The organism is Rhodopseudomonas pentothenatexigens, assembly GCF_900218015.1.
Classification (GTDB): Bacteria; Pseudomonadota; Alphaproteobacteria; order Rhizobiales; family Xanthobacteraceae; genus Rhodopseudomonas; species Rhodopseudomonas pentothenatexigens.
Genome location: NZ_UFQQ01000018.1, coordinates 1 through 25,864 on the forward strand (window position 1 = coordinate 1; position 25,864 = coordinate 25,864).

The window sequence follows — 25,864 nt, forward strand, 5'->3', positions numbered from 1 at the left end:
GAGGCAATGCTGCGCGAGCTCGGCATCGTGCACCGTTACACTCGGCCTTACCGCCCCCAGACCAACGGCAAGATCGAGCGCTTCTGGCGGACCCTCGACGACGACGTGATCGACGGAGCCACCTTCGACAACCTCGACCACTTCGCCAACGAGTTGTTCGAATACATGGTCTATTACAACAACTTCAGGCCCCACCAGGCCCTCGGCGGCAAAACCCCGAAGGACTTCGCCGCCGACAAAAAAATCCGATCAACGAATTAGTGAACTCGCACAATTGCGAGCTCAGCGAAGCAATCCAGTGCCCTCGGTGCACGGAGCCCTGGATTGCTTCGTCGCCTTCGGCTTCTCGTGATGACGGCCGAGGTCTTGAGTGCGCGGTTCCCCGACAGCAGGCGCCGGTGCCCTACCCCTTCACGTCCTGCTTCTCAGACGCGGTCGGCTTCCCGGCCTTGGCGGCGTCGTCGGCGACCACGCGCACTTTCTCGCCGTCGGCGATGCCGTCCGGCGGCGCGATGATGATGCGGTCCTCCGCGGTGAGACCGGCCGCGAGCTCGATCTCGCGCCCCAGATCGCGGGCGATGCTGACGGGCTTGAGCTGGACCCGATCATCGGGCCCGACGGTCGCGACGCGCAGGCCGCTGCGGTTGAAGATCAGCGCACTGGCCGGAATATGCAGCGGCGCAGACTCGCGGGCGAGCGCGAGCTTCACATTGGCAAAGCCGCCGGGCATCAGTTCACCCTTGGCATTGTCGAGCCCGAGCTGAATCCGCATTGTGCCGGTCGCGACATCGACCGCCTGGGATGAGGCTTCCACCGTGGCCGGGAAGGTGCGCCCCGGATATTCCGGCAGCGCGATCACCGCCTTGCCGCCGATCCGCGCCATCGGCGCGTAGTTCTGCGGCACGTTGACGTAGACACGCAGCTTGGCGATGTCCGACACCACGAACATCGCTGGGCCAGAGCTCGAGCCGGCGTTGATCAGCGCGCCGACGTCGGTGTTGCGCTCGGTGACCACGCCGTCGAACGGCGCGGAGATCTTCTTGTAGCCGGCAAGAGCTTCGAGCCGTTCGACATTGGCCTGGCCGGAATTCACCGCCGCTTTCTTGGCGGCGAGGTCGGCGGTGCGCTCGTCGATTTCCTGCGCCGAGACAAAATTCGACGCCACCAGCGTCTTGCGGCGGTTCAGGGTCGCTTCCGACAGCTTCGCGCTCGCCTGCTGACTGGTGAGATCGGCGCGCGCCTGCAACAATTGCTGATCGAGATCCGGCGCCTCGATCTCGGCGATCACCTCGCCGGCTTTGACCTTGGCGCCGATGTCGGCGCTCCAGCTCTTCACGTAGCCGGAGACGCGGGCGTAGATCGGCGCGCGCGAATAGGCTTCCAGCCGCCCCGGCAGATCGAGTGTCGTGGTCGGCACCTTGCCGTCCGGCCGCGTCACCGCCACACTGGAAATCGCCTGCTCGTCGGTCCAGGTCCGCAGCTCGGCGCCGCTCTTCTCGCGGGCGTTGATTCCGGTGACCACGATCGCGACCGCGCCGCAGGCGATCACGAGGCCCGCGATGCCGAGGCCGCGACGGGATCGGCGCGGCGGTTGATCAGTGGACATGCGACGTCTCCGGAGCAGGCGCGGCATCGGACGCCGGCTGCTTGTTGTGAACCATGCTGAACACCACCGGCACGAACATCAGCGTCGCGAAGGTCGCGAACAGCAGCCCGCCGATCACGGCGCGGCCGAGCGGCGCGTTCTGCTCGCCGCCTTCGCCGAGCCCCAGCGCCATCGGCGCCATGCCGATGATCATCGCCAGCGCCGTCATCAGCACAGGCCTGAACCGGACGAAGCCGGACTCCAGTGCCGCCTGCACCGGATCGCCGAGCACCGCATAGCGCTCGCGCGCAAACGAGATCACCAGCACGCTGTTGGCGGTGGCGACGCCCATGCACATGATCGCGCCGGTGAGCGCCGGCACCGACAGCGTGGTGCCGGTGGCGAACAGCATCCAGACGATCCCGGCCAACGCGGCCGGCAGCGCGGTGATGATCACGAACGGGTCGGCCCAGGATTGGAAATTCACCACGATCAGCAGATAGATCAGCACGATGGCGCCGAGCAGGCCGAACAGCAGCCCGGCAAAAGCGCTGTTCATGGTCTCGACCTGACCGAGCAGAACGACCGATGAACCCTTCGGCACCCCGGCCTTCGTCTCGTCGATCACCTCGCGGATGTCGGCCGACACCGCGCCGAGGTCGCGCCCCTGTGTGGTGGCGAAGATCTGCACCATCGTCTGGATGTCGTATTGCGAGACCACGGCATTGCCGACCGAGCGCTTGATATCGGCGAGACCACCGAGGATCGGCGCGCCTGCGGCGGCTGCGCCGGCCGCGGACACCGGAATTGTCTCGAGCTTGCTGAGCGAGTCGACGTGATATTGCGGCGTCTGCATCACGATCGAATACGACACGCCGTTGTCCGGGTTGAGATAGTAGGTCGGCGCCACCTGCGACGAGCCGGCCAGATTGACGACGAGGCTGTTGGTGACGTCGCGCTCGGTCAGACCGACATATTGGGCGCGGGTGCGGTCGACATCGATGTTGAAGGTCGGATTGTTGGGCGATTGCTGGATTCGGGCATCGGCGACGCCGGGGATACGCTTGATCTTGGCCAGCAGCTTGCCGGCATAGTCGAAATTCGCCGGCAGATTGGCGCCGCGGATCTGCAGATCGATCGGCGCCGGCGCACCGAAATTCAGGATCTGGCTGACGATGTCGGCGGGCAGGAACGCGAAGGTCATGCCCGGGAACTGCCGGGGCAGGTGCTCACGCAGGATCTTCACATACTCGGCAGTCGGCCTGTGTTCGCCCTTCAGCTTGATCTGGATATCGGCATCCTGGGTGCCGATCACGCCAGTGTTGTTGTAGGTGAGATTGATGCCGGAGATCGGCATTCCGATGTTGTCGGTCAGGGTCTCGATCTGATCCGGCGGAATGATCTTGCGGATCGCCTTCTGCACCTCGGCGAGCTGGTTGGCAGTTTCCTCGATCCGGGTGCCGACCTGGGTGCGGACGTGCATCAGGATCTGCCCGGCGTCCACCGACGGGAAAAAGTTGCGGCCGAGATACGGCACCAGCGCGAACGACACCGCGACCACGCCCAGGAAGCCGGCGACGAACACCCGGCGATGCCCCATCGCCAGCGTCAGCAGGTCGCCGTAGCCGTGGCGAAACCGGGCGAACACGCCTTCGAACCCCTGCTGGAAGCGCACCAGCGGGTTGCGCGACGGCTTCCGCCCCGAGAGGCTGTCGTGGTGGACATGCGGCTTCAGCAGATATTTGGCCATCGTCGGCACCAATGTGCGCGACAGCAGGAACGACCAGACCATCGCGAACATCACCGCCTCGGCCATCGGCACGAACAGATAGCGCGCGACTCCCTGTAGGAAGAACATCGGCACGAACACGATGCAGATGCACAACAGCGATACGAAGGCCGGCGTCACGATCTGGTTGGCGCCGTCGAGGATCGCGGGCTCGACCTCCTTGCCCTGCTCCAGATGCCAGTTGATGTTCTCGATCGTCACTGTTGCGTCGTCGACCAGGATTCCGACCGCCAGCGCGAGGCCGCCGAGCGTCATGATGTTCAGCGTCTCGCCGATCGCCGACAGGCAGATGATGGCGCCGAGCACCGACAGCGGAATCGACACCGCGATGATGATCGTCGAGCGCCAGCTGCCCAGAAACAGCAGGACCATCACGCTGGTCAGCAGCGCGGCGATCACGCCCTCGACGGCGACACCAGTGATGGCGCCACGCACGAACACCGACTGGTCGCCGACGAAAGCGACCTTCAGGGCTGCCGGCATCGCATCCTTGACGTCCTGCACCTTCTGTTTGATGCCGGCGATGATGTCGAGCGTCGATACCGCACCCGCCTTCAGCACCATCATCAGCACCGAGCGGTTGCCGTCGACGTGCACGATGTTGGTCTGCGGCGGGTTGCCGTCGCGTACCGAGGCGACGTCGCGGATGTAAACCATCGCGCCGTTCGCCGCCTTGATCGGCAGGTTGCCGAGATCCTGAATCTTGAGCGGTGAGTTGTTGAGCTGGATGATGTATTCGAACTCGCCGATCTTCTGGGTGCCGACCGGGGTGATCAGGTTCTGGGCGGCCAGCGCGTTGGCGACGTCCTGGCCCGAGAGCCCCCGCGCCTGCAGCGCACTGGGATCGAGGTCGATCTGGATCTGGCGCTGCTTACCGCCGAACGGCCACGGGATCGCCGCCCCAGGCACGGTGACCAGCGGGGTGCGCAGCTGATTGATGGCGAGGTCCGCCAAGTTCTGCTCGGTCAAACCGTCGCCCGAGAGCGCGAGCTGCAGGATCGGCACGGTGGATGCCGAGTAGTTCAGGATCAGCGGCGGCGTCGCGCCCGGCGGCATCTGCTTGATCATGGTCTGCGAGATCGCGGTGACCTGCGCATTCGCGGTGCGAATGTCGACATTGGGCTGGAAGAAGATCTTGACGATACCGAACCCGCCGTAGGAATTCGCGACGATGTGCTCGATATCGTTCACCGTAGTGGTGAGCGCACGCTGGAACGGCGTGGTGATCCGGCCGGCCATCTGATCCGGCGGCAGGCCGGTATACTGCCAGACGACGCCGATCACAGGGATACGGATTTCAGGGAAGATATCGGTCGGGGTGCGCAGCGCCGCCAGCGGGCCGACGATCAGCAGCAGCAGCGCCAGCACCACGAATGTGTACGGCCGGCTCAGTGCGATACGGACCAGCGCGATCATTCGTCGGGTCGTCCCGGTCTTCTTGTTGCGGAAGGGCCGCCTGCCCGGACAGGCCCCTGTGTTGATTTACCGAAGGCCGTGCAATTAGCCAAGCGTCGCCCAGCCGGCGAAGACGCGGCAAACCGCAAGGTCCCGGTTTGTTGGCCGCATTCAACGCGGCGCTCACGACAGATTGATTGCGGTGCAACAAACCGCGTCGGTGGACGGCTTCAGGTTCCGGCGCGGTAGGACGCAAACCAGCCCAGGCCATCCTCGGTCTTGCCACGCGGCCGATATTCCGCGCCGACGAATCCAGCGTAGCCGAGCCGATCGAGCTCGGCGAACAGGAACGGATAGTTCACCTCCTCGCCGTCCGGCTCCTGCCGCGACGGCACGCTGGCCATCTGAATATGGCCGATCACCGGCAGCATCTCACGCAGACGCGTGGTGACGTCGCCGTGCAGGATCTGGCAGTGATAGATGTCGAACTGCAGCTTCAGATTGGGGATAGCCATTTCGCGGACGAGCGTGTGGGCATGGTCGACATCGTCGAGGAAATAGCCCGGCGCATCGCGACGGTTCAGCGGTTCGATCAGCACATCGATGCCGTGCGGCGCAAAGAAGTGCGCCGCAACCGCCAGCGACCGCCGAAACGCCAGCGCGGCTGCACCGTCGCGGCGGTCGGCATTGCCGGCCAGCAGATGCAGCCGCTTGACCCCGGTCGCGAGCGCATAGGGCAGCGCCGTGTGCAGGCTGCGCTGCAGTTCGTCGAACTTGTCGGGTAGCGCGGCAAATCCCTTTTCGCCCGCGGCCCAATCGCCCGGCGGCAGGTTGAACAATGCCTGCGTCAGGTGATTGCGCTGCAGCCGCTCGGCGATCACGCCAGGCTCGACCTCATAGGGAAACAGAAACTCGACCGCATCGAACCCCGCCGCCCGCGCCGCATCGAAGCGATCGAGAAAGGCGTACTCGGTGAACATCAGGCTGAGATTGGCGGCGAAGCGCGGCATCGATGATCATCCTCGGGAGACACCTGACTTTAGCGCATTCGAACTTGATGCAGCGCTGCCGTCATCGGAGCATCGCATCATAGTCGGCGTGGCTGCCAATCCAGAACCACAACAGCCCCTCGTCCACCGGCACAGCGAGCGCCCGGTAACCAAGGCCAACCCTCACCGAATACAGATTGCCGACTTTCTTGAAATGCAGCGATGGATGACTGGCATCGGTCTTCAACAGAGCAAAGTTCTTGTCGGCGAGAGCGCGTATCGACTGAGGCAACGCCCGATAGGCCGTCCAAAATCGGGAGCTGGCAAAATGCCTCACAGCTCTCGCGAGCCGCCACGCCGATGTTCGGCAATGGCGTCTGCCGCCAAGTCGTCCAACCGTCCTCCAGCCGCGTCTCGCGCGATCCGCTCGTCGAAACGCGCAGCATCAAAAGCCATGAACCACGCGCGAAACCGCGCGAGTTGGTCGGCCGGAAGCTGCTCGACTGCCTTCTCGATGTCCTCAACGCTCATGAACACAGTGTACCACGACACACGAGAGGTGAGAACCAGCTCTTACAACCCCAGATACGCCTTGCGGACGTCCGGATTGTCCATCAGCTCGGCGGCTCCGCCCTGCATCTGCACCCGTCCGGTCTGCAGGATGTAGGCACGGTCGGCGATCTCGAGGCATTCGGCCATGCGCTGCTCGACGATCAGCACGGTCATGCCGGCATCGCGGATTTTCTTCACCGACTGGAAGATCTCGCTGACCAGCTTGGGCATGATGCCCTGCGACGGCTCGTCGAGCATCAGCAGGCGCGGCCGCGTCATCAGCGCGCGGCCGATCGCCAGCATCTGCTGCTCGCCGCCCGACAGCGTCTCGGCGCGCTGCTCCAGCCGCTCCTGCAGCCGCGGAAACAGGCTGAACACGAACTCCAGCGGCTGCTCGCGATCGGGCTTGCCGCGATACAGATAGCTGCCGAGCCGGAGATTGTCGTGCACCGACAGTCGCGGAAACAGCCGGCGGTTCTCCGGCACATAGGCGACGCCGCGGGCGGTGATCAGATGCTGCGGCACGCCATCGAGCCGCTCGCCATCGAACAGCACCTGTCCGGAGCGAATCCGCTCCGCGCCGGCGATCGATTTCAGCAATGTCGACTTGCCGGCGCCGTTGGCACCGGCGACGCAGACGATCTCGCCCTGCTCGACCTCGATCGAGACGTTCGAGATTGCGACCAGCCCCTTGTAGGCGGTGGTGACCTCACGCACCGACAGCATGGCGATCCCCAAGATAGGCAGTGATGACTTTCGGATCGCGCACCACGTCGGCGGGTTGGCCTTCGGTGAGCACCTTGCCGAGATCGAGCACGATGGCGCGGTCGACCAGCGGCATGACGATTTCCATGACGTGTTCGACCATCAGTACGGTGACGCCGGAATCCCGGACGCGGCGCACCAGCTCGACGCCCTTCTCGGCCTCGGTCGGCGTCAGGCCGGTGAGCACCTCGTCCAGCAGCAACAGCTTCGGCTCGGTGGCGAGTGCCCGTGCGACTTCCAGCCGGCGCTTCTCCGAGGGAATCAATTGGCTCGCCAGCACGTCGGCGCGCGCGTCGAGACCGCAGAACGCGAGCACCTCGTGGGCCTTCCGCCGCGCCTCGCGCATCACGGTGGTCCGGATCAGCGCCCCGACGATGACGTTGTCGATCACCGTCATCGACTCGAAGCTTTTCACCACCTGGAAGGTGCGGCCGATGCCGCGGGCGCAGCGCGCGGTCGCCGGCAGCTTGGTGACGTCCTCGCCATCGAAGATGATCGAGCCTTGCGTCGGCGGCAGGACGCCGGCGATCAGGTTGAACAGCGTCGATTTGCCGGCGCCGTTCGGCCCGATCAGGCCGACGATCTCGCCGCGCTGAACCGAGATCGACACGTCGGAGTTGGCGACGAGGCCGCCGAAGCGCTGCCAGACGCCGCGGGTCTCGAGCAGAGGCGTCGTCATTGCGGCGCTCCCTTCGAGGCCGGCTTGCGCGAAAACAGGCCGAGCAGGCCTTCGGGCCGCGCCAGCGAGATCAGCACGATCACGCTGCCGTACAGGATCAGATCGACACCACGCCCGGAACCGCCGACGAACGACCGCGTCAGTTCCGTGAGCGGGATCAGGATCGCGGCGCCGAGCACCGGCCCCCACAGGGTGCCGATGCCGCCGAGTACGGCCGGCAGCGCCATCAGCAGCGAGAACTGGAACGTCATCACGCTCTCAGGATCGATGTAGGACACGAACATCGCATAGAAGCTGCCGCCGACCGCGGTGAGAAACGCGGACACTGCCGCAGCGCCCATCTTGGAGTTGAACACCACGACGCCGAGGCTTTCGGCCGCCTCGGGATTGTCCTTCACGGCGCGCCACCAGTAGCCCCATTTGGTGTCTTCCAGCCACCAGGTGATCAGCCAGGCGAGGCAGCAGAATACGAGCGCGAAATAGTAGTAAGGCAGCTTACTGCGGGTGAACTGGAACTTGGCCCAGCTGTCGCCGCGCACCATGATGTCGATGCCGAGCGCGGCCCCGGCCCAGTCCCAGTTGTGGAACAGCAGGAAGCCGATCTCGGCGATCACAATGGTGGCGATCACGAAGTAGTGCCCGCGCAGCCGGAACGTCGGATAGCCGAGCGCCAGCGCGATCACCGCGGAGATCAGGCCGCCACCGATCATGCCGAACCACGGCAGCACGCCGAGCTTGGTGAACAGCAGCGCGGTGGTGTAGGCGCCGAGCCCGAAATACAGCGCGTGGCCGAGCGAGATCTGGCCGCAATAGCCGCCGAGGATGTTCCAAGCCTGCGACAGCGCCGCGTACATCAGGGTCAGCACCATGATGTTCTGGACGTAGACGTCCTTGACGAACAGCGGCGCGCAGGCCGCGGCGGCGGCCAGCAGGAAAGCCAAGATCAGGTCGCGGCGGCGGCGTTTGAGGTGAGCCTGGTCCATCAGATCGATCCGAACAGGCCGCGCGGCCGAATGAACACAACCAGCAGATAGACGGCATAGATGCCGATCGATTTCAGCGACGGCGGCAGGATCATCGCGGTGGTCGCCTCGACCAGGCCGACAATGATGCCGCCGGCGAAGGCGCCGAACACGCTGCCGAAGCCGCCGAGCGCCACCGTGACGTAGGCGATCAGCGCGAACGAAGCGCCGACGTCGGGATAGATGTAGAAGAAGATCGCCATCACGGCGCCGGCGAGCCCGATCAGCGCCGAGCCGAGCCCCCAGCCGAGCGCGAACACCTTGTTCTTGTCGATGCCGACCAGTGCCACTGCGCCGGCGTCCTCGCGGGTCGCTTCGAGGGCGCGGCCGAAATCGGTCTTCTTCATGAAGAAATACAGCGCGCCGAACGCCGCGATCGACACCAGCGCGCCGACCAGCTGCGGCACCGGCAGGAAAACGCCGCCGATCTCGATCGTCCTGCCGCCGAGCCAGGAGACGTTGATGCTGCGATAGTCGGGGGTGAAGAAATACTGCGCCAAGCCGCGCATCAGGATGGCGAGGCCGAAGGTGGTGAAGATCTGCACCATGCCGATATTGGCTTTCGCCCGCATCGCAAATCTGACGACCAATAAGTAGATCACCGCGCCGAACAGGAACATCGCCGCGCCGACGAGCGGAGCGGCGAGGATCGGATCGATCGCGAAGAACGCGAACAGGAAGAAGGTGATGTACATCGCCAACATCAAAAATTCGCCGTGGGCGAAGTTGGTGACGTCCATCAGGCCGAAGATCAGAGCCAGGCCGACCGCGACCAGGCCGTAAAGAAGTCCCATCAGCAGGCCGCTGGCGAGGGACTGGATGATGGTGGCGGTGGTCAAATCAGCGTCTCCGCAGACAGGTTATGCGAGCTCGATGAACGGAGCGGCTTCGCCCCGCCCACCGCGTCATGCCCGGGCTTGACCCGGGCATCCACGTCTTCGAAGCAAGCGCATCGCTCTGGTCCGTGGATGGCCGGGTCAAGCCCGGCCATGACGAATGGAGAGGTTACTTACGGCATCGGCCAGATCGCCTCGGCGACCGCGGCCTGTTCGGGGAAGATGGTGACGAACTTGCCCCCGACATATTGCAGCAGCACCGGGTCGGCGTCCTGGTTCTGGCCGTTCTCGTCGAACTTGACGCGCTTCCACGGCATGATGGTCTGATCGCCCGGCATGTCGGTGGCGACGAGCGCTTCGCGGATCTTCTCGCCATCGGTCGACTTGGCGCGGTTGATCGCGTCGGCCATCACGATCAAGCCCATGAACTGCCGCGACGAGTAGTCGTTGAAGTCCTTGCCGGACTTCTCCTTGTACATGTCGTTGATCTTGCCGACCATCGACCGCTTCTTGGCGAGGTCGAGCGAGAACGAGCCACGCGAGATCACGCCCGGGATCTTGTCGCCCACCGCGTCGTACAGCGCCTTCTCGGAGAAGCCGGCGTCCTGGGCGACGATGTTCTTGGCCTTGTAGCCAAGCTCGCCCATGGTCCGGATCAGCAGGATGCCGTCGGTGGTGTAGCTCGACGGCATCAGCACGTCGGCGTCGGCGGCCTTGAGCTGCTGCACTTCGGCGGTGAGCGACGGCGAGTTGGCGCGATACTTGATGTCGGCGACCACCTTGTAGCCGCGCTCCTTGGCGAGGGCGAGCTGGGCGTTGGAGGAGTCGGTGCCGAAGATGGTGTCCTCGTGGAACAGCGCCAGCGTCTCGATCTTCTTGCCCTTCTTCTTTTCGGCGTCGAAGAAGTCGAACATCGCCTTGGAGAACATCTCGTCGTGCGGCGCGGCGCGGAAATAGAATTTGAGGCCGCGGCGATGCAGGCTCGGCGACGAGTTGTCGGCCGACAGGAACGGGATCTGGTAGCGCTCGCAGACCTGGCTGACCGTCACCGCCACCGAGCTCTGATAAGTGCCGACGATGGCGCAGACCTTCTCCTGGGTGATCAGACGCTCGGCCTCGGCCCGGCCCTTCTGGGGGTCGGCCTGATGGTCGGCGAACACCAGTCGCACCTTGGCGCCGCCGAGGCCGGGCAGCCCCTCGCCGCGCGCCAGCGGCAGATCGAAATCGTACTTGTTGTTGATGATGTCGGCTGCGGTCTGGAACGCCTTCTGGGCGTCGACGCCGATCTGGGCGCTCGACCCCGATAACGGATAGATCACACCGATCACGACTTCCTTGGTCTCGGCCCGCGCCGTGGCGAACGGCAGCAAAGCGGCGCTGGCCGCGCTGCCGAGAACGAGGTTACGGCGATTGATCTTCATGACGTCTTCCTTTGCTACCAGCGTTGGGAGTGAAGCGGTCAGAGGCTCTATTCGGCGTTACAGCACGGCAAGGTGCTTGTTCTTCAGGTCGGTGACAAGCATCAAGCCGGGCGCATGGGTGATGGCGAACGGGACTTTAGCGGCGGCAATCACAGCCTGGGGAGTAACACCGCAGGCCCAGAACACAGGTACTTCGTCGGGCTCGATTCGTACCGGGTCGCCATAGTCCGGCTTATCGATATCGGCGATGCCGATCGATTGCGGCAGGCCGAGATGCACCGGCGCACCGTGCACGGAGGGAAACCGCGAGGTGATCTGGACCGCGCGGATCGCGTCTTTCGGCTTCAGCGGCCGCATCGACACCACCATCGGGCCCGCGAACGGACCGGCCGCTGCGCAGGAGATGTTGGTGCGATACATCGGCACCCGCACCTTCTGCTCGATGTGGCGGATCGGAATGTCGTCGGCGAGCAGCGCCTCTTCGAACGAGAACGAGCAGCCGATCACGAAGGCGACCAGATCGTCGCGCCAGTGCGCGGTGATATCGGTCGGCTCCTCGACCAGCTCGCCGTCGCGCCACACCCGGTAGCGCGGCAGGTCGGTGCGAATGTCGAGGTCGGTGCCGAGCGATGGAATCATCGGATCCCCGACGTCGGACATGCCGATGATCGGGCACGGCTTCGGATTGAGCTGGCAGAACCGGTGGAAGGCGGCGGCGTATGTCTCCGGCAGAATCGCCAGATTTCCCTGGATGTAACCGGGAGCGACCCCGGCGGTGGTTTGAGCAAGGCCGGCGCGGCAGGCGAGCCGGGCCTGATGGGAAGGGAGCGACGCCTCCGCGTCATGGAACTGCTGCTCTGCCGCAAAAACAGTCATTCCGTTACCCTGCCTAGTCTCTCGACAGCAGTGGAGCCGAAGCCTAATATAATGTCTAATCTTTGTTTCTGATCGGAAACAATAAGACCGACTTATCGACCAAAGGCATCGCCCGATGGTGGACTTCAAAGCACTAGAGACATTCATCTGGGTGGTGACGCTGGGCAGCTTCCGCGGCGCCGCTCAGAAGCTGAACACCACGCAGCCGGCGATTTCGCAGCGGATCGCTCAATTGGAGCGGGAGCTCGGGGTACGGCTGCTGCAGCGCGACCATCGCGTCGCCTCGCCGACGCCGAGCGGCCGGCAATTGATGCTGTATGCCGAAAAGCTGATCCGGCTGCGCACCGAGATGATGGCGGCGGTCAGCGACCAGTCGAGCATGCGCGGCGTGCTGCGGCTCGGCGTCGCCGAAACCATCGTCCACACCTGGCTGCCGCGGCTGATCGAACAGGTGAACCGCGCTTATCCAAACCTGTCGCTGGAGATCGAAGTCGACATCACGCCGAACCTGCGCGCGCGGCTGCTGGCGCAGGAGATCGAGCTGGCGTTCCTGCTCGGCCCGATGACGGCCTCGACGGTGCGCAGCCGGGTGCTGTGCGAGTATCCGATCGGCTTCCTTGCCAGCCCGACGCTCGGGCTCGGCAGCGGCCCGCTGACGGTGGCGGATCTGGCCAAATTCCCGATCATCACCTTCCCGCGCAAGACGCAGCCCTACGAGATCGTGCGCTCGCTGTTCAACAAGCCGGAGCTGCCCCCGATCCGGCTGCACGCTTCGGCCTCGCTGGGCACGGTGATCCACATGGCGATCGAAGGCCTCGGCATCGCGGTGATCCCGACCGCGATCGTCGAGGATGAGCTCGCCGAAGGGCGGCTGCAGCTGCTGCAGACCAACCTCAAGATTTCGCCGCTGCGGTTCTCCGCGAGTTGGCTCGCCTCGCCCGACACCGTGGCGATCGAGCGCGTCGCCGAACTCGCCGCCGAGATCGCGCATACCGGCGGCTTCATGCCCGATCCCGCAATGCAGCTCCGCGATATTGCCCACGTGGTTGAACCGGCGATTGGTTGACGCCCGCGCGACCGCCTTGACAAACTCCCGCCCGACCTCGCGCCGTTCACGCTGATTTTCCGGAGTGACTATGACCAAGACTGCCTCGAACCTGCAGATCGATTCCTCGCGGCTGTGGGACACCATCCACACCACCGCGCAGTTCGGCGGCACGCCGAAGGGCGGCGTCAGGCGGCTGACGCTGTCGGCGGAGGACAAGCAGGTGCGCGACTGGTTTCGTGCCGCGTGCGAGGACGCCGGGCTCGAGGTCGGCATCGATACGCTCGGCAACATGTTCGCGCTGCGCAAGGGCCGCGACATGACCAAGCCGCCGATCGGGCTCGGCTCGCATCTCGATACCCAGCCGACCGGCGGCAAGTTCGACGGCATTCTCGGCACCCTGGCCGCGCTCGAAGTGGTCCGCACCCTTAACGACGCCGGCATCGAGACCGAGCTGCCGCTGTGCATCACCAACTGGACCAACGAGGAAGGCTCGCGCTTCGCACCCGCAATGATGGGCTCGGCGGCGTTCGTCGGCGACTTCACGGTCGACGACGTGCTGTCGCGCAAGGATGCTGCCGGCATCAGCGTCGCCGAAGCGCTCGACGGCATCGGCTATCGCGGCGACAAGCCGGTCGGCGCCCAGCCGTTCAGCGGATTCATCGAGCTGCACATCGAACAGGGCCCGATCCTGGAGGCCGAAGGCAAGACCATCGGCGTGGTCGAGCACGGCCAGGGCGTGCTGTGGTACGACGGCAAGATCACCGGCTTCGAGAGCCACGCCGGGTCGACCCCGATGCATCTGCGCCGCGACGCGTTGGCGACGCTGTCCGAGATCGTGCTGGCGGTCGAGAAGATCGCGACCGAACTCGGCCCCAATGCGGTCGGCACCGTCGGCGAAGCGGTGATCGCCTCGCCGTCGCGCAACGTCATCCCCGGCGAGATCGCCTTCAACATCGACATGCGCAGCGCCGATGCCGCGATCCTCCAGCAGCTCGACCAGCGGCTGCGCGCCGCGGTCGCGGAGATCGCGCCGCGCCGCAAGGTCGAAGTCACGCTCGATCTGGTCTGGCGCAAGGAGCCGACGCATTTCGATCAGAAGCTGGTCGGGGCGGTCGAGACCGCAGCCGGCGCGCTCGGCTATTCGAACCGCCGGATCACCTCCGGGGCCGGTCACGACGCCTGCAACCTGAACGCCAGAATTCCGACCGCGATGATCTTCGTACCGTGCAAGGACGGCATCAGCCACAACGAGCTGGAAGACGCCACCCAGCCCGACTGCGCCGCCGGCGCCAACGTGCTGCTGCACACCGTGCTGTCGCTCGCCGGCGTCGCCAAGTAATCGCCGGACGACGGCCACTCTATTTCTGGGGGAGATCACGATGCACGCGGTGTTCGTCGACGCCAGCGATACGCTCGCCGAACTGATGGAGCGGCTGGCGGCGCCGGACGATCCGCCGGTGACGATTCACCGCGATCCGGACGTGACGCCGGAGCAGTTGCCCGAGGTGCTGGCCGGCGCCGCGATCGCGCTGATCGACCACACCTATCTGCCGACCGAGATCGCACGGCAATGCGCCGGGCTGAAGCACGTCGTTTTTCTCGGCACCGGCGCGCGCAGCTACATGAACGTCGAAGAGCTCGCCGAGCTGGGTATCGAAGTTCACCTGATCCGCGGCTATGGCGACACCGCGGTGGCCGAAGCCACGATCGCGCTGATGTGGGCGGCGGCGCGCAATCTCGCGGTGATGGACCGCGAGATGCGGCAAGGGCAGTGGCTGCGCGAAGACGGCATGCAGCTCACCGGCAAGACGCTCGGCCTGATCGGTTTCGGCGGCATCGGCGCCGAAGTGGCGCGGATCGCGCACGGCTCCGGCATGAAGGTGATCGCCTGGAACAGGAGCACGAAGCAGATCGACGGCGTCAGCTTCGTCGATCTGGACACCCTGCTACGCGACAGCCACGTCGTCTCGATGCATCTGTTGCTCAACGACCAGACCCGCGGATTCCTGTCACGGCAGCGGATCGCCGCGATGCGGCCGGGCGCGATCCTGGTCAACACCGCGCGCGGCGCGCTGGTGGACGAGGCGGCGATGATCGACGCGCTGCGCTCAGGCCATCTGCGCCACGCCGCGCTCGACGTGTTCGACATCGAGCCTTTGCCGATCGGTCATCCCCTCACTACGCTGGCCAATGTGACGCTGTCGGCACACTCGGCGTTCCGCACTCCGGAAGCGAGCGAGAACCTGATCACGGCCGCCCGTGCACATTGCCGGCGGATCGCGGCCAGCGGCTGATCCGCAGCCCCGCTCGCAGGCGGCAATTAATTACCATCGCCACCGGGCAGCCGCCGCAATCATCGGGCGCCCGACCAATCCCGCCTGATCCGAATCAACAACGCGTGAACCCAGCCTGTGCGATACTTCGCGAATCGCACGGAGACATTCCCATGAAGGATTGGTACGCGGTCTTCGCCCTCGCGCTGGTGATCATTATCGGCTCTGCCACCGGTCTCGTCGGCACACTGGCCTTCCTGCTGACGTTCTTCGTCACGTGGTACTTGCTCTCCGCCCGCGAACTCGGCTTCGCGCAGGCGCGCGCCGCGTTCGGTGTTCGGTTCGATCCGCCGATCTGGACGCGCAGCAACTGGCTGTGGCTGGAGCGACTGTTCGACGATCGCGACAAGCTGTTGAAGGCGGCGGCGGCTGCGATGCTGGTGATGGCCAGCACGCTGATGGTCGGCACATCGATCACCTTGCTCGTGGCTGCGCTGATCGCCGCCTATCTGGCTTTCAGCATTCATCGCGAAGGGCCTACTCCGCCACGACGTGTGGTGCGGATCCACGATGCCGGCGCAGATGTCTCCGCGCACGCGAACCGAAGCGCTTCCGTTCCGCCGCCGAACAAGGCGCCGACGAACTCGGCGGTTCTGGCTCCGGACGAAACGCCCGCTCCGCCAGCGGTGCAGGCGGCCCCGCTCCTGCTACGACCGGTCACCCGCATCGTGCCGCCCAAGCCGCGCGAGATCGCCAAGCCGCGGCCGTCTCAGAACCTGCGCCCGCTCGCCCGCGGCGCCGTCCGCAAGGCCGCCGGCAAGCGCGCCCCGCGCAAACCGGGGCGCGTCCCGGTCCGGCCGCCTGCGCCGCTGCCGAGCCGCAAGCCCGGCTATGCGATCGCGCTCAAGCCGCGACGACCGCTGCGCCAACCGCCGCCGCTGCGGCAGCGGCGGCGGGTACGCAAGCCGATGACCCTGGTGATCCGCGCCAGCGTAGCGGACCTGTCATCGGGCCGCTGATATCTGGCGCGGCGCGATCCGCGGTCCGCCGCTTACTCGACCATCTCGGCGACGCCCTTGCCGCAGGCCGAGGTATCGGCCTGACCGCCGAGATCGCGGGTGCGCAGCGTGCGCTCGGCGAGCGTGCGTTCGATCGCCTTGACGATCGAATCCGCCGCCTGCTTCTCACCGAGATGTTCCAGCATCATCGCGCCCGACCAGATCATCCCGATCGGATTGGCGATGCCCTGGCCGGCGATGTCCGGCGCCGAGCCGTGCACCGGCTCGAACACGCTCGGGAAATCGCCTTCCGGATTGATGTTGCCTGACGGCGCAATGCCGATCGTGCCGGTGCAGGCCGGGCCGAGGTCGGACAGGATGTCGCCGAACAGATTGGAGCCGACCACGACGTCGAACCAGTCCGGATGCAGCACGAAATGCGCGGTGAGGATGTCGATGTGGTACTTGTCCCACTTCACCTCGGGATAGGCCTTCGCCATCGCTTCGACGCGCTCGTCCCAATACGGCATGGTGATGGAGATGCCGTTCGATTTGGTCGCCGAGGTGAGATGCCGCTTCGGCCGCGACTGGGCGAGCTCGAACGCGAACTTCAGAATGCGGTCGACGCCGGTGCGGGTCATCACCGTCTGCTGGGTGACGAATTCGCGCTCGGTGTCAGGAAACATCCGGCCGCCGACCGAGGAGTATTCACCCTCGGTGTTCTCGCGCACCACCCAGAAGTCGATGTCTCCCGGCTTGCGGCCGGCAAGCGGCGACGGCACCCCGGGCATCAGCCGGACGGGACGGAGATTGACGTATTGATCGAACTCGCGGCGGAACTTGATCAGCGAGCCCCACAGCGACACGTGATCCGGGATCTTCGCCGGCCAGCCGACCGCGCCGAAGAAGATCGCGTCGTGACCGCCGATCTTCTCCTTCCAGTCGTCCGGCATCATCTGGCCGTGCTTTTCGTAGTAATCGTAGCTGGCGAAATCGAAGTGATCGAAGCTCAGCTTGACGCGATGCTTCTTGGCGGCCGCCTCCAACACCCGAAGTCCTTCCGGCATCACTTCCTTGCCGATGCCGTCGCCTGCGATCACCGCGATGCGATACTGGTCTTTGCTCTCACTCAACTCGGTTCCCCTTTGTCTCGCGCGTCGCGCGCTTTCATCTGGCCCAAAGTACGCCAGCGTTCAACGCTGCGCCGCACATAGCGGAACCGCGTATTGCCCAGGTATTGCGCTTGCCTGCGACAAAATGCGCGTTACACTTTTCGCGGCTGATCAACAAGCCGCCGGCCAACGCGCCGCCAACAAAGACAATAAAGAGGAAACGCCATGTCTTCAGCTCCCTCGAATGTCCGTTCTTGGTCGATGCGTGCTGTGGTCGCTGCGACCGCGCTCGGATTCGGCGTCTCGTCCGCGCTCGCGGCCGATCCGATCAAGATCGGCGTGATCGCCGAAGCGCAGGCGATCGCCGGCGCTTCGATTCCGCAGGCGGCCCAGCTCGCCGCCGACGAGATCAACGCCAAAGGCGGCATCGACGGCCGCAAGATCGAAATCGTCAGCTACGACAACCACTCCTCCTCGGCCGATTCAGTCCGCGCGTTCCAGCGCGCGGTCAACGAGGACAAGGTCCATGCGGTGATCGCCAGCTATATTTCGGAAGTGGTACTGGCGCTGATGCCGTGGGCGTCGCGGCTGAAGACACCGTTCGTCACGCCCGGCGCGGCCTCCAACGAGATCACCAAGGCGGTGCACAAGGATTACGAGAAGAACAAGTACACCTTCCACGGCTATCTGACCTCGGGCGAGCTCGCCCAATCGGTGTGCGACGCCGCCAAGGATCTGCTGGTCGACGCCCGGCAGATGAAGAGCGCGGTGATCATGAGCGAGGACGCCGCCTGGACCAAGCCGCTCGACGTCGGCTACCAGGAGTGCCTGCCGAAGATCGGCCTCAAGGTGCTGGACCACATCCGGTTCTCGCCCGACACCACCGATTTCACCCCGATCTTCAACAAGATCGAGGGCTCCAAGCCGGACGTGATCATCACCGGCATCTCGCATGTCGGCGTCCAGCCGACGGTGCAGTGGAAGAACCAGCAGGTGCCGATCCCGATGTTCGGCATCGCCTCGCAGGCCACCAACGAGACCTTCGGCAAGGATACCAACAACGCCTCCGACGGCGTGCTGTATCAGGGCGTGTCGGGGCCCGGCGTCGCGGTGACGCCGAAGTCGGTGCCGTTTGCCGAGAATTTCAAGAAGAAGTACGGCAACTATCCGTCCTATGCCGGATACACCGCCTATGACGAGGTCTACTACATTGCCGAAGCGGTGAAGCGCGCCGGCTCCACCGACGGCGACAAGCTGGTCGAAGCGCTCGAGAAAACCGACTACGAAGGCACGATCGGCCGTGTCCAGTTCTACGGCAAGGACGATCAGTTCACCCACGGCCTGAAATACGGCAAGGGCCTGCTCACCGGCCTGATGCTGCAATGGCAGGACGGCAAGCAGGTCGCGGTGTGGCCGCCGGAAGTGGCCAAAGCCAAGATCAAGTTCCCGGCCTTCATCAAGGCCGCCGCGAACTGACGATGAGCCCAATGCTCCCGGACGGAAACGCCGGGAGCATTTTCGTCGACCGCAAGCTTCTCCACTTCGTCATTCCGGGGCGCGGGCAACGCCCGCGACCCCGGAATCTCAGATCAGCTCGGGATTCCGGGTCTGCGCGCCCGCGGCGCGCATCCGGAATGACGTCCCGGATTTGGCAATTGAAAGTCCCGAATGCTCGCCCTGCAAATCCTGATCGACGGTTTCGCCATCAGCGCGCTGTATGCGCTGGGCGCCACCGGGTTCACGCTGATCTTCGGCGTCTCCGGCGTCCTCAATCTGTCGCACGGCGCCATCATGGTCGCCGCCGCGGTTGCGGCCTGGGCGGCGTCGAGCACATTCGGCATCGGCAGCTACGCCGGTGCACTGATCGGCATCGCCACCGCGCTGGTGATCGCGCTGCTGACCTATTTCGCGGTGGTGCAGCCGATCCAGCGCTCGCGGCGGATCGCCAACGAAGAGAAGGAAATCTTCGTCCTCACCGGCACGCTGCTGTGGGGCATCATGATCCAGGAAGCGATCGCCTACTTCTTCACCAACAACGCCAAGACGGTACTGCCGATCGTCACCGGCGTCGTCGAGATCCTCGGCGTCCGCACCCCGCGCAACCAGATCTTCACCGCGCTGGTGTGCTGCCTGGTGATCGCCCTGCTGTGGCTGCTGGTCAACCGCACCAAGATCGGCAAGGCGGTGCTGGCGGCCTCGATGAACCCGCGCGGCGTCACCCTGCTCGGGCTCGAACTCACCAACATCTATGTCGTGGTCTGGATCATCTACGGCGTGCTCGCCGGCATCGCCGGGGTGCTGCTCGGCATGTTCCTCGGCGTGTCGTCCTACAGCGTCGGGCCGCTGACCGCGAGCGCGTTCTCGATCGTGGTGCTCGGCGGGCTCGGCAGCGTGTCCGGTTCGCTGATCGCCGCCTTCGTGGTCGGCTATCTGGAGACCTTCACCGCCTACATGGTCTCGCCGGCGTATCGCACCATTCCGGCGCTGCTGCTGCTGGTGGCGGTGATGTATCTGCGGCCGCAGGGCCTGCTCGGGAGACGCTGAGATGGGTGTGTTCACGTCACGACTGTTCTGGATCTCGCTTCTCGTCGTCGCGGTCGCCGCGACGCTGCCGCTCTACGTCTCCGGCTATATCCTCGGGCTGCTGACGGTGGCGTTCTATTTCGGCGTGTTCGCGATGTCCTGGGACCTGCTGTTCGGATTCGCCGGCGAGGTCAATTTCGGTCCGACCTTCCTGATCGGCACCGGCGCCTACACCGCCGGCATCATCAACAATCTCTACGGGGTGTCGCCTTATTTCTGCATCTTCATCGGCGCGATGGCCGCGGTGGTCGCCGGCTTCGTCCTGGCACTGCCGGCGCTGCGGGTGCGCGGGCCGTATTTCGGCCTGACCACGCTGGTCGCGGTGCTGATGCTGCAGAACTTCATCGTGGTGTTCGCCGACCTCACCGGCGGCGAGATCGGCCTCACCATTCCGGACGTCATCACCATCGACGCCGGCGCCAACTACTGGATCGCGCTCGGCTTCATGACCGTCAGCGGCGCGATCCTGTACGGCCTGGCGCAATCGCCGATCGGCCTGGTGCTGCAGGCCTCGGGCCAGGACCCGGTGCAGGCCGGCGCGCTCGGCTTCAACATCGTCAAGCACAAGCTGTTCGCCTTCGTGGTCAGCGCCTTCTTCTCCGGCCTGTCGGGCGCGCTGATGGTGTTCTACTTCGGCACCGCCTCGGTCGGCACCGTGGTCAATGTCGCGGTCGGCGTGAACGTGATCGTCGCGGCCGTGCTGGGCGGGCGGCGCACCGTGATCGGCGCCGCGCTCGGCGCCGTATTCCTGATCGTCGCCGGCGAGTTCCTGCGTCCGACCGGCGAACTCGCCACCTTCATCGTCTCGGCGATCGCGCTGCTCGTCGTGCTGTTTTTCCCCGGCGGCTTTCTCGGAGCGGCCTTGTCGCGCGAGGCCCGGACCTGATGGACGCAGCTTCCAGCAACTTCGCTCCCGCGCTCGAAGTCCGCGGCCTGACCAAGCGGTTCGGTGGTCTCACCGCGGTGAAGAACCTGTCGTTCGATCTGCGGCCCGGCGAGATCTTCGGCCTGATCGGGCCGAACGGCTCGGGCAAATCCACCGCGATGAAATCGATCATGGGGATCGAACGCCCGACCGCCGGCGAAGTCGTGTTCCAGGGCGAAAACGTCGCCGGCCTGCCGGCGCACAAGATCGCCCGCAAGGGCTTCGGCATGGTGTTTCAGCATTCCCGGCCGCTGAACCGGCAGACCGTGCTGGAAAACATCATGGTGGCGCTGCTGCCCGACAGCCTGCTGGCGCTGTTTCACGATCGTGCGCTGGTCGAACGCGCCGAGGCGATCGCCGAACGGGTCGGCCTCGGCGCGGTGATGCGGCGCAAGCCGCCGACACTGCCGTTCGCTGATCTGCGCCGCCTCGAACTCGCCAAGGCGATCGCGCGCGATCCCAAAGTGGTGCTGGTCGACGAGCCGTTCGCCGGCTTGACGCTGGCGGAGGTCGGCACCTTCTCCGAGCTGATCGCCGGCTTCCGCGACGAGGGCCGCGCGGTGCTGCTGGTCGATCACAACGTCAAGAGCGTCGCTGCGCTGGTCGACCGCGTGCTGGCGATGTATCTCGGCGAAGAAATCTGCACCGGCGCCGCAAGCGAGGTGATGAAGAACGAGACGGTGCGGCGGGTGTATCTCGGCGGCGCGATCGAGAGCTCGGCGCGGCCGGAGACCAGCTTCCACGACAAGGTGCCGCTGCTGCAGGTCGAGAACGTCGGCGTGTTCTACGGCAAGGCCCAGGCGCTGGAGAACGTCTCGATCCACGTCCACGAGGGCGAGTTCGTCTCGGTGGTCGGCCTCAACGGCGCCGGCAAGACCACGCTGTTCAACGCCATCTCCGGCCTCCTGCCCTACACCGGCGCGATCAAGCGCGGCGGCGAGCCGCTGCGCGGGACTTCGGCGGCCAAGATCGCGCGCGACGGCATCGTGCAGTGTCCGGAGTCGCGCGAATTGTTCGGCGAGATGACGGTGCGGGAAAATCTCGACCTCGGCGGCTATCATCTTGCCGACGACGTCCGCGACAAGCAGATCGACTGGCTGTTCGAGCTGTTTCCGATCCTGCGCGAGCGCCAAAGCCAGCTCGCCCAGACGCTGTCCGGCGGCGAGCAGCAGATGCTGGCGATCGGCCGCGCGCTGATGATGCGGCCGAAGATCCTGATCCTCGACGAGCCGACGCTCGGGCTGGCGCCGGTGATCCTGGAGCAGCTGTCGAAGGCGCTGGAGAAGCTGCGCCAGACCTCGTCGATCACCGTGCTGCTCGGCGAACAGAACGTCACCTTCGCGCTGCCGCACGCGGACCGCGTCTATGTGCTCGAGCACGCCCGGATCGTGTGGGAAGGCGATCCGGCACGCTTTGCCGCCGAAGCCGGAGAGGGCTATCTGTAGCGGCGGCGTCCGGCCGAACCGGACTTCACCGAAGGGCACTCGATGGACCTGCATCTGCGCGGCAAGCGCGTCCTCATCACCGGCGCGTCGAAAGGCATCGGCGCCGCCGCAGCCCAAGCCTTCGCCGAAGAAGGCTGCCATCTGCGGCTCGCCGCCCGCAACAAGGATGCGCTGGAAGACCTCGCCGCGCGGCTCCGCGACCAGTACGGCGTCGGCGTCGCGATGCATGTCGCCGACCTGCGCAACAAGACCGACCTGACGCAGCTCGCCGCGCAGGCGATGGATATCGACATCCTGATCAACAATGCCGGCGACATTCCGCGCGGCACGATCGACGCAATCGACGACGCCGCGTGGCGTCACGCCTGGGATCTGAAAGTGTTCGGCTTCATCGATCTGACCCGGCTGGTGTACGCGCAGATGAAGGCGCGCGGCGGTGGCGTCATCATCAACGACATCGGCGCGGCCGGCGAACGGCTCGACGCCGGCTACATCTGCGGCTCCGCCGGCAACGCCGCGCTGATGGCGTTCACCCGCGCGCTCGGCGGCCGGAGCCTTGCCGACCATATCCGCGTGGTCGGCATCAATCCGGGGCCGGTCGGCACCGACCGCTATCTCGGCCGCATGAAAGGCCGGGCCAAGGCCGAGCTCGGCGACGAAAGCCGCTACCTCGAATTGCAGAAGAATCTTCCGCTCGGCCGACCCGCGGAGCCGCGCGAGATCGCCGACCTGATGACCTATCTCGCCTCTGACCGCTCCGGCTATACCACCGGTGCGATCTTCACGGTCGACGGCGGCCTCAGCGCCGGCTGGCCGGGCTGAGCGTCGGCGCAAGAAGCGGCCGCGCCCGCCGCAATGCAGCCATGACGATACGGCGTCGCGCCCCTTTTGCGGCGGCGCCGCCGCAACGGATCGTCAGCCGCACGGGCGTCACAACGCCGCTGTTTGATTCAACGCAAGCGGCGCCGTCAGCGCCGCGGCGTATCAAATGACAGCTGCAATTGGAGAACCCGCCATGGCCTCGTCGCTCACCCCTCCCGCCTCCGCGCCGATCTCCGCGCTGCCGACGCTGGCGCACATCCGCAAGGATTTCATCTGGGGCGTGTCGACGGCGAGCTTCCAGATCGAAGGGGCCACCGGCGAAGACGGACGCGGCCAGAGCATCTGGGACGTGTATTGCCGCTCCGGCTACGTCGCCGACAACGACACCGGCGATGTCGCCTGCGACCACTATCATCGCTACCAGGAAGATGTCGCGCTGATGAAGGCGCTCGGGATCCAAGCTTACCGGTTTTCGATCGCCTGGCCGCGAGTGTTTCCGCAAGGTACCGGCGCGATCAACGAGCCCGGCCTCGCCTTCTACGACCGCCTGATCGATGCACTCGAGGCCGCCGGCATCGAGCCGTGGATCTGCCTGTATCACTGGGACCTGCCGTTGGCGCTGGAAGAGCGCGGCGGCTGGCTCAACCGCGACATCGTCGGCTGGTTCGCCGACTACGCCCGCGTCATCGGCCAGCGTTACGGCAAGCGCGTGAAGCGGTTCGCCACCTTCAACGAGCCCGGCATCTTCAGCCTGTTCAGCCGCTCGTTCGGCGCCCGCGACCGCAGCGCCGACGACAAGCTGCACCGCTGGATCCACCACGTCAATCTGGCGCACGGCGCCGCCGTCGATGCGCTGCGTGAGACCGTGCCGGATGCGCAGATCGGCTTGGTGACCAACTATCAGCCGGTGTATCCGTCGAGCGACAAGCCGGAAGACGTCGCCGAAGCCAAGCTGATCGGCGATTATTGGAACCGCGCTTTCGCCGATCCGCAATATCGCGGCGAATATCCCGATCTGATCCGCGACGCGATCAAGCCGCATATCCAGCCCGGCGACATGGCGCGCATCCACCGGCCGCTCGACTGGTTCGGGCTGAACCACTACAGCCCGGTGTACATCAACGCCGATCCGAACGCGATCGTCGGGCTCGGCTGGGGTCCGAAACCCGAGGGCATTCCGCGTTCGCCGATCGACTGGACGATCGAACCGGATGCGTTCCGCGACACGCTGATCGAGGTCAGCCGTCGCTACGGCAAGCCGGTCTACGTCACCGAGAACGGCTACGGCAGCAATATCGAAAAGCCGGACGACAACGGCGACGTGATCGATCCCGGCCGCATCGCGTTCCTGCGCGACTACATCACCGCCCTCGACCAGGCGATCGCTGCGGGTGCCGACGTGCGCGGCTACATGGTCTGGTCGCTGCTCGACAATTTCGAGTGGGAACAGGGCTACAGGGTGCGGTTCGGCCTGATCTACATCGACTATGCCACGCTGCGGCGGATTCCGAAGGCGTCGTTCCAATGGTTCGCCGAGGTGATCCGCCACGCCCGCGGCACGGCCGCCTGATCGGGCGGCGACGTTACGACGGCGCCAGCTCGCGCGACGGCTCGGCGGGCGCCGCCGGATTGCGGTCCGGCATCTGGTCGATCGCCGCCAGCAGCGCGGCGACGCGGTTGGCCGAGGAGCGCCAATCCGCCAGCCGCTGATAATTGTCGACCAGCCAGTTCACCGCACCCTGCACGGTGACGAACGCCGCCGCGCTCTGCGTCACCTCGCCGAGCGTCATCGCGCCCGACAGATATTTCGGAAAGCACAGGAAGTAGGCTGCGACCGGCGCGAACAGGAAGTTGCTGTGCGACACCAGCGTCATGTCGACGAGCTGCCAGCACAGCTCGCGCCACGAACGCAGCACCTCCTGCAGCCGCCGCGCCAGCTTCGCCATCCACGCCCTCTCGTCGGCCTCGCTGGCGGGACGGCCGCCGCGCAGCACCTCGGCGGCAGCGCGGAATTCCGCCTCGTTCTGATTGCGCCGTTCGCTGATGCTGGTCATGCGGCGGCCGAACCACAGCATCATCGCGGTCATGACCGTCGAGTAGCCGATCACGCCGACCACCAGATAGCCCGGGATTTCGGCATTGTAGCCGAACAGCCCGACATTGATGCTGCCGCCGACGCTCCACAGCACGCTGAAGAAGGTCAGCGCCGTCAGCACCGAGGACAGGAACGCCAGGATCAGATCGACCGGCGAGTCGGTGGCGATCCGGACGTCCTCGGCGAGGCGATATTCCGGGTTCTCCGCGCCGTGATCTGTACCATCGATTGGGACGTTGTGGTCCTTACGCGACCAGCGCTCGAGGATTTCACATGTCATCGACTCCCGCCATTTGCGCTGGCCGGTCATGCGCCCCCACACCGAGGTCGCAGCGACCATCACGCTGGTGGCGGCGAGCAGCACGAACATCCCGGTCTGCATCCACAACGCGTCGGCATCACGCCGTTCGAGCGCATCGAAGAAATGTCGATTCCACAAGTTGAGATAGAACTGAACCAGCAGCTGCGCCAGCACCACGCCGATCAGCACCGCGATCAGGCCGGTGACCCGCGGCTTGCCGCTCAGCCAAAATCTGCGCGACAGCAGCCAGAACCCGGTCAGGTTGTGGCCGTTGGAGTCGTTATGTGAGAAGAGTCCCATGACGCGATATAAGGCCCGGAGCATCAGGTTGTGAAGCGGTCCGGGGTAGCCCT

At 65.4% G+C, this 25,864-nt stretch carries 23 protein-coding genes and 2 pseudogenes; 12 read left to right on the forward strand and 13 right to left on the reverse strand.

Annotated features, from left to right (window positions below):
* Positions 1 to 103: pseudogene (locus DWA33_RS25745) on the forward strand (integrase core domain-containing protein); the annotation flags it as partial.
* Positions 82 to 261: pseudogene (locus tag DWA33_RS16930) on the forward strand (integrase core domain-containing protein); the annotation flags it as partial. The pseudogenes DWA33_RS25745 and DWA33_RS16930, both read left to right, overlap by 22 nt.
* Before the next feature lie 142 nt (positions 262 to 403).
* On the opposite strand, the gene DWA33_RS16935 reads toward DWA33_RS16930, so the two are convergent.
* From DWA33_RS16935 to DWA33_RS16985, 11 genes are all read right to left on the reverse strand, one after another.
* Positions 404 to 1,606 (reverse strand): efflux RND transporter periplasmic adaptor subunit, encoded by a 1,203-nt coding sequence (locus DWA33_RS16935; RefSeq protein ID WP_114359588.1) that lies wholly within the window; start codon positions 1,604 to 1,606, stop codon positions 404 to 406.
* Positions 1,596 to 4,790, reverse strand: a complete 3,195-nt coding sequence (locus DWA33_RS16940; protein WP_114359465.1) for an efflux RND transporter permease subunit — start codon at positions 4,788 to 4,790, stop codon at positions 1,596 to 1,598. Before DWA33_RS16940 ends, DWA33_RS16935 begins: the two co-directional genes overlap by 11 nt.
* A 209-nt stretch (positions 4,791 to 4,999) precedes the next feature.
* Positions 5,000 to 5,779 carry a 2-oxo-tetronate isomerase gene (otnI, locus tag DWA33_RS16945; RefSeq protein WP_114359467.1) on the reverse strand — a complete coding sequence of 260 codons (780 nt, stop codon included), beginning with the start codon at positions 5,777 to 5,779 and terminating at the stop codon, positions 5,000 to 5,002.
* A 61-nt stretch (positions 5,780 to 5,840) separates the two neighbouring features.
* Complete coding sequence (locus tag DWA33_RS25850; protein WP_434006979.1) at positions 5,841 to 6,005, reverse strand: hypothetical protein; 165 nt, start codon at positions 6,003 to 6,005, stop codon at positions 5,841 to 5,843.
* Positions 6,006 to 6,091: 86 nt separating this feature from the next.
* Positions 6,092 to 6,289: a hypothetical protein gene (locus DWA33_RS16955; RefSeq protein ID WP_114359470.1), complete on the reverse strand. Its 198-nt coding sequence runs from the start codon at positions 6,287 to 6,289 to the stop codon at positions 6,092 to 6,094.
* A gap of 42 nt (positions 6,290 to 6,331) precedes the next feature.
* Entirely contained in the window at positions 6,332 to 7,036 is a 705-nt protein-coding gene (locus DWA33_RS16960) for an ABC transporter ATP-binding protein (RefSeq protein WP_114359472.1), read from the reverse strand.
* Entirely contained in the window at positions 7,020 to 7,754 is a 735-nt protein-coding gene (locus DWA33_RS16965) for an ABC transporter ATP-binding protein (RefSeq protein WP_114359474.1), read from the reverse strand. Before DWA33_RS16965 ends, DWA33_RS16960 begins: the two co-directional genes overlap by 17 nt.
* Positions 7,751 to 8,737 carry a branched-chain amino acid ABC transporter permease gene (locus DWA33_RS16970; RefSeq protein WP_114359476.1) on the reverse strand — a complete coding sequence of 329 codons (987 nt, stop codon included), beginning with the start codon at positions 8,735 to 8,737 and terminating at the stop codon, positions 7,751 to 7,753. The genes DWA33_RS16965 and DWA33_RS16970 overlap by 4 nt, the downstream gene beginning before the upstream one ends.
* Positions 8,737 to 9,615 carry a branched-chain amino acid ABC transporter permease gene (locus DWA33_RS16975; protein ID WP_114359479.1) on the reverse strand — a complete coding sequence of 293 codons (879 nt, stop codon included), beginning with the start codon at positions 9,613 to 9,615 and terminating at the stop codon, positions 8,737 to 8,739. Before DWA33_RS16975 ends, DWA33_RS16970 begins: the two co-directional genes overlap by 1 nt.
* Before the next feature lie 170 nt (positions 9,616 to 9,785).
* Complete coding sequence (locus DWA33_RS16980; protein ID WP_114359481.1) at positions 9,786 to 11,033, reverse strand: ABC transporter substrate-binding protein; 1,248 nt, start codon at positions 11,031 to 11,033, stop codon at positions 9,786 to 9,788.
* 57 nt (positions 11,034 to 11,090) lie between these two features.
* Positions 11,091 to 11,909: a putative hydro-lyase gene (locus DWA33_RS16985; RefSeq protein ID WP_114359483.1), complete on the reverse strand. Its 819-nt coding sequence runs from the start codon at positions 11,907 to 11,909 to the stop codon at positions 11,091 to 11,093.
* Between the two features lie 115 nt (positions 11,910 to 12,024).
* On the opposite strand from DWA33_RS16985, the gene DWA33_RS16990 reads away from it, so the two are divergent.
* The 4 genes from DWA33_RS16990 to DWA33_RS17005 all read left to right on the forward strand — a co-directional run bounded on the left by DWA33_RS16990 (position 12,025) and on the right by DWA33_RS17005 (position 16,249).
* Entirely contained in the window at positions 12,025 to 12,975 is a 951-nt protein-coding gene (locus DWA33_RS16990) for a LysR family transcriptional regulator (RefSeq protein ID WP_114359485.1), read from the forward strand.
* A 70-nt stretch (positions 12,976 to 13,045) separates the two neighbouring features.
* Complete coding sequence (locus DWA33_RS16995; RefSeq protein WP_114359488.1) at positions 13,046 to 14,296, forward strand: Zn-dependent hydrolase; 1,251 nt, start codon at positions 13,046 to 13,048, stop codon at positions 14,294 to 14,296.
* Between the two features lie 40 nt (positions 14,297 to 14,336).
* Positions 14,337 to 15,251, forward strand: a complete 915-nt coding sequence (locus DWA33_RS17000; RefSeq protein WP_114359490.1) for an NAD(P)-dependent oxidoreductase — start codon at positions 14,337 to 14,339, stop codon at positions 15,249 to 15,251.
* Positions 15,224 to 16,249, forward strand: a complete 1,026-nt coding sequence (locus DWA33_RS17005) for a hypothetical protein (RefSeq protein WP_244601326.1) — start codon at positions 15,224 to 15,226, stop codon at positions 16,247 to 16,249. The genes DWA33_RS17000 and DWA33_RS17005 overlap by 28 nt, the downstream gene beginning before the upstream one ends.
* Positions 16,250 to 16,281: 32 nt before the next feature.
* On the opposite strand, the gene DWA33_RS17010 is transcribed toward DWA33_RS17005, so the two are convergent.
* Positions 16,282 to 17,295 (reverse strand): tartrate dehydrogenase, encoded by a 1,014-nt coding sequence (locus DWA33_RS17010; protein WP_244601332.1) that lies wholly within the window; start codon positions 17,293 to 17,295, stop codon positions 16,282 to 16,284.
* A gap of 306 nt (positions 17,296 to 17,601) precedes the next feature.
* Here DWA33_RS17010 and DWA33_RS17015 point away from each other — a divergent pair, with 306 nt between their 5' ends.
* The 6 genes from DWA33_RS17015 to DWA33_RS17040 all read left to right on the forward strand — a co-directional run bounded on the left by DWA33_RS17015 (position 17,602) and on the right by DWA33_RS17040 (position 24,685).
* Positions 17,602 to 18,816 carry an ABC transporter substrate-binding protein gene (locus tag DWA33_RS17015; protein WP_244601333.1) on the forward strand — a complete coding sequence of 405 codons (1,215 nt, stop codon included), beginning with the start codon at positions 17,602 to 17,604 and terminating at the stop codon, positions 18,814 to 18,816.
* Between the two features lie 192 nt (positions 18,817 to 19,008).
* Entirely contained in the window at positions 19,009 to 19,884 is an 876-nt protein-coding gene (locus tag DWA33_RS17020; RefSeq protein WP_114359498.1) for a branched-chain amino acid ABC transporter permease, read from the forward strand.
* Between the two features lies 1 nt (position 19,885).
* Positions 19,886 to 20,809 (forward strand): branched-chain amino acid ABC transporter permease, encoded by a 924-nt coding sequence (locus tag DWA33_RS17025; protein WP_114359500.1) that lies wholly within the window; start codon positions 19,886 to 19,888, stop codon positions 20,807 to 20,809.
* A complete protein-coding gene (locus tag DWA33_RS17030) occupies positions 20,809 to 22,293 on the forward strand; it encodes an ATP-binding cassette domain-containing protein (RefSeq protein ID WP_167443228.1) in 1,485 nt (494 codons plus the stop codon). The genes DWA33_RS17025 and DWA33_RS17030 overlap by 1 nt, the downstream gene beginning before the upstream one ends.
* Positions 22,294 to 22,335: 42 nt before the next feature.
* Positions 22,336 to 23,115 (forward strand): SDR family oxidoreductase, encoded by a 780-nt coding sequence (locus DWA33_RS17035; protein WP_114359504.1) that lies wholly within the window; start codon positions 22,336 to 22,338, stop codon positions 23,113 to 23,115.
* 193 nt (positions 23,116 to 23,308) lie between these two features.
* Complete coding sequence (locus DWA33_RS17040) at positions 23,309 to 24,685, forward strand: GH1 family beta-glucosidase (protein ID WP_114359506.1); 1,377 nt, start codon at positions 23,309 to 23,311, stop codon at positions 24,683 to 24,685.
* 13 nt (positions 24,686 to 24,698) lie between these two features.
* Here DWA33_RS17040 and DWA33_RS17045 read toward each other — a convergent pair whose 3' ends face one another.
* Positions 24,699 to 25,811: an SbmA/BacA-like family transporter gene (locus DWA33_RS17045; RefSeq protein WP_114359508.1), complete on the reverse strand. Its 1,113-nt coding sequence runs from the start codon at positions 25,809 to 25,811 to the stop codon at positions 24,699 to 24,701.
* Between the last annotated feature and the right edge of the window lie 53 nt (positions 25,812 to 25,864).

Bases quoted from the DNA above. Each gene is read 5' to 3' on its own strand.
- DWA33_RS16935 (WP_114359588.1), bottom strand. From the start codon at position 1,606: ATGTCCACTGATCAACCGCCGCGCCGATCCCGTCGCGGCCTCGGCATC.
- DWA33_RS16940 (WP_114359465.1), bottom strand. From the start codon at position 4,790: ATGATCGCGCTGGTCCGTATCGCACTGAGCCGGCCGTACACATTCGTG.
- otnI (WP_114359467.1), bottom strand. From the start codon at position 5,779: ATGCCGCGCTTCGCCGCCAATCTCAGCCTGATGTTCACCGAGTACGCC.
- DWA33_RS16955 (WP_114359470.1), bottom strand. From the start codon at position 6,289: ATGAGCGTTGAGGACATCGAGAAGGCAGTCGAGCAGCTTCCGGCCGAC.
- DWA33_RS16960 (WP_114359472.1), bottom strand. From the start codon at position 7,036: ATGCTGTCGGTGCGTGAGGTCACCACCGCCTACAAGGGGCTGGTCGCA.
- DWA33_RS16965 (WP_114359474.1), bottom strand. From the start codon at position 7,754: ATGACGACGCCTCTGCTCGAGACCCGCGGCGTCTGGCAGCGCTTCGGC.
- DWA33_RS16970 (WP_114359476.1), bottom strand. From the start codon at position 8,737: ATGGACCAGGCTCACCTCAAACGCCGCCGCCGCGACCTGATCTTGGCT.
- DWA33_RS16980 (WP_114359481.1), bottom strand. From the start codon at position 11,033: ATGAAGATCAATCGCCGTAACCTCGTTCTCGGCAGCGCGGCCAGCGCC.
- DWA33_RS16985 (WP_114359483.1), bottom strand. From the start codon at position 11,909: ATGACTGTTTTTGCGGCAGAGCAGCAGTTCCATGACGCGGAGGCGTCG.
- DWA33_RS16990 (WP_114359485.1), top strand. From the start codon at position 12,025: ATGGTGGACTTCAAAGCACTAGAGACATTCATCTGGGTGGTGACGCTG.
- DWA33_RS16995 (WP_114359488.1), top strand. From the start codon at position 13,046: ATGACCAAGACTGCCTCGAACCTGCAGATCGATTCCTCGCGGCTGTGG.
- DWA33_RS17000 (WP_114359490.1), top strand. From the start codon at position 14,337: ATGCACGCGGTGTTCGTCGACGCCAGCGATACGCTCGCCGAACTGATG.
- DWA33_RS17010 (WP_244601332.1), bottom strand. From the start codon at position 17,295: ATGCCGGAAGGACTTCGGGTGTTGGAGGCGGCCGCCAAGAAGCATCGC.
- DWA33_RS17015 (WP_244601333.1), top strand. From the start codon at position 17,602: ATGCGTGCTGTGGTCGCTGCGACCGCGCTCGGATTCGGCGTCTCGTCC.
- DWA33_RS17020 (WP_114359498.1), top strand. From the start codon at position 19,009: ATGCTCGCCCTGCAAATCCTGATCGACGGTTTCGCCATCAGCGCGCTG.
- DWA33_RS17025 (WP_114359500.1), top strand. From the start codon at position 19,886: ATGGGTGTGTTCACGTCACGACTGTTCTGGATCTCGCTTCTCGTCGTC.
- DWA33_RS17030 (WP_167443228.1), top strand. From the start codon at position 20,809: ATGGACGCAGCTTCCAGCAACTTCGCTCCCGCGCTCGAAGTCCGCGGC.
- DWA33_RS17035 (WP_114359504.1), top strand. From the start codon at position 22,336: ATGGACCTGCATCTGCGCGGCAAGCGCGTCCTCATCACCGGCGCGTCG.
- DWA33_RS17040 (WP_114359506.1), top strand. From the start codon at position 23,309: ATGGCCTCGTCGCTCACCCCTCCCGCCTCCGCGCCGATCTCCGCGCTG.
- DWA33_RS17045 (WP_114359508.1), bottom strand. From the start codon at position 25,811: ATGGGACTCTTCTCACATAACGACTCCAACGGCCACAACCTGACCGGG.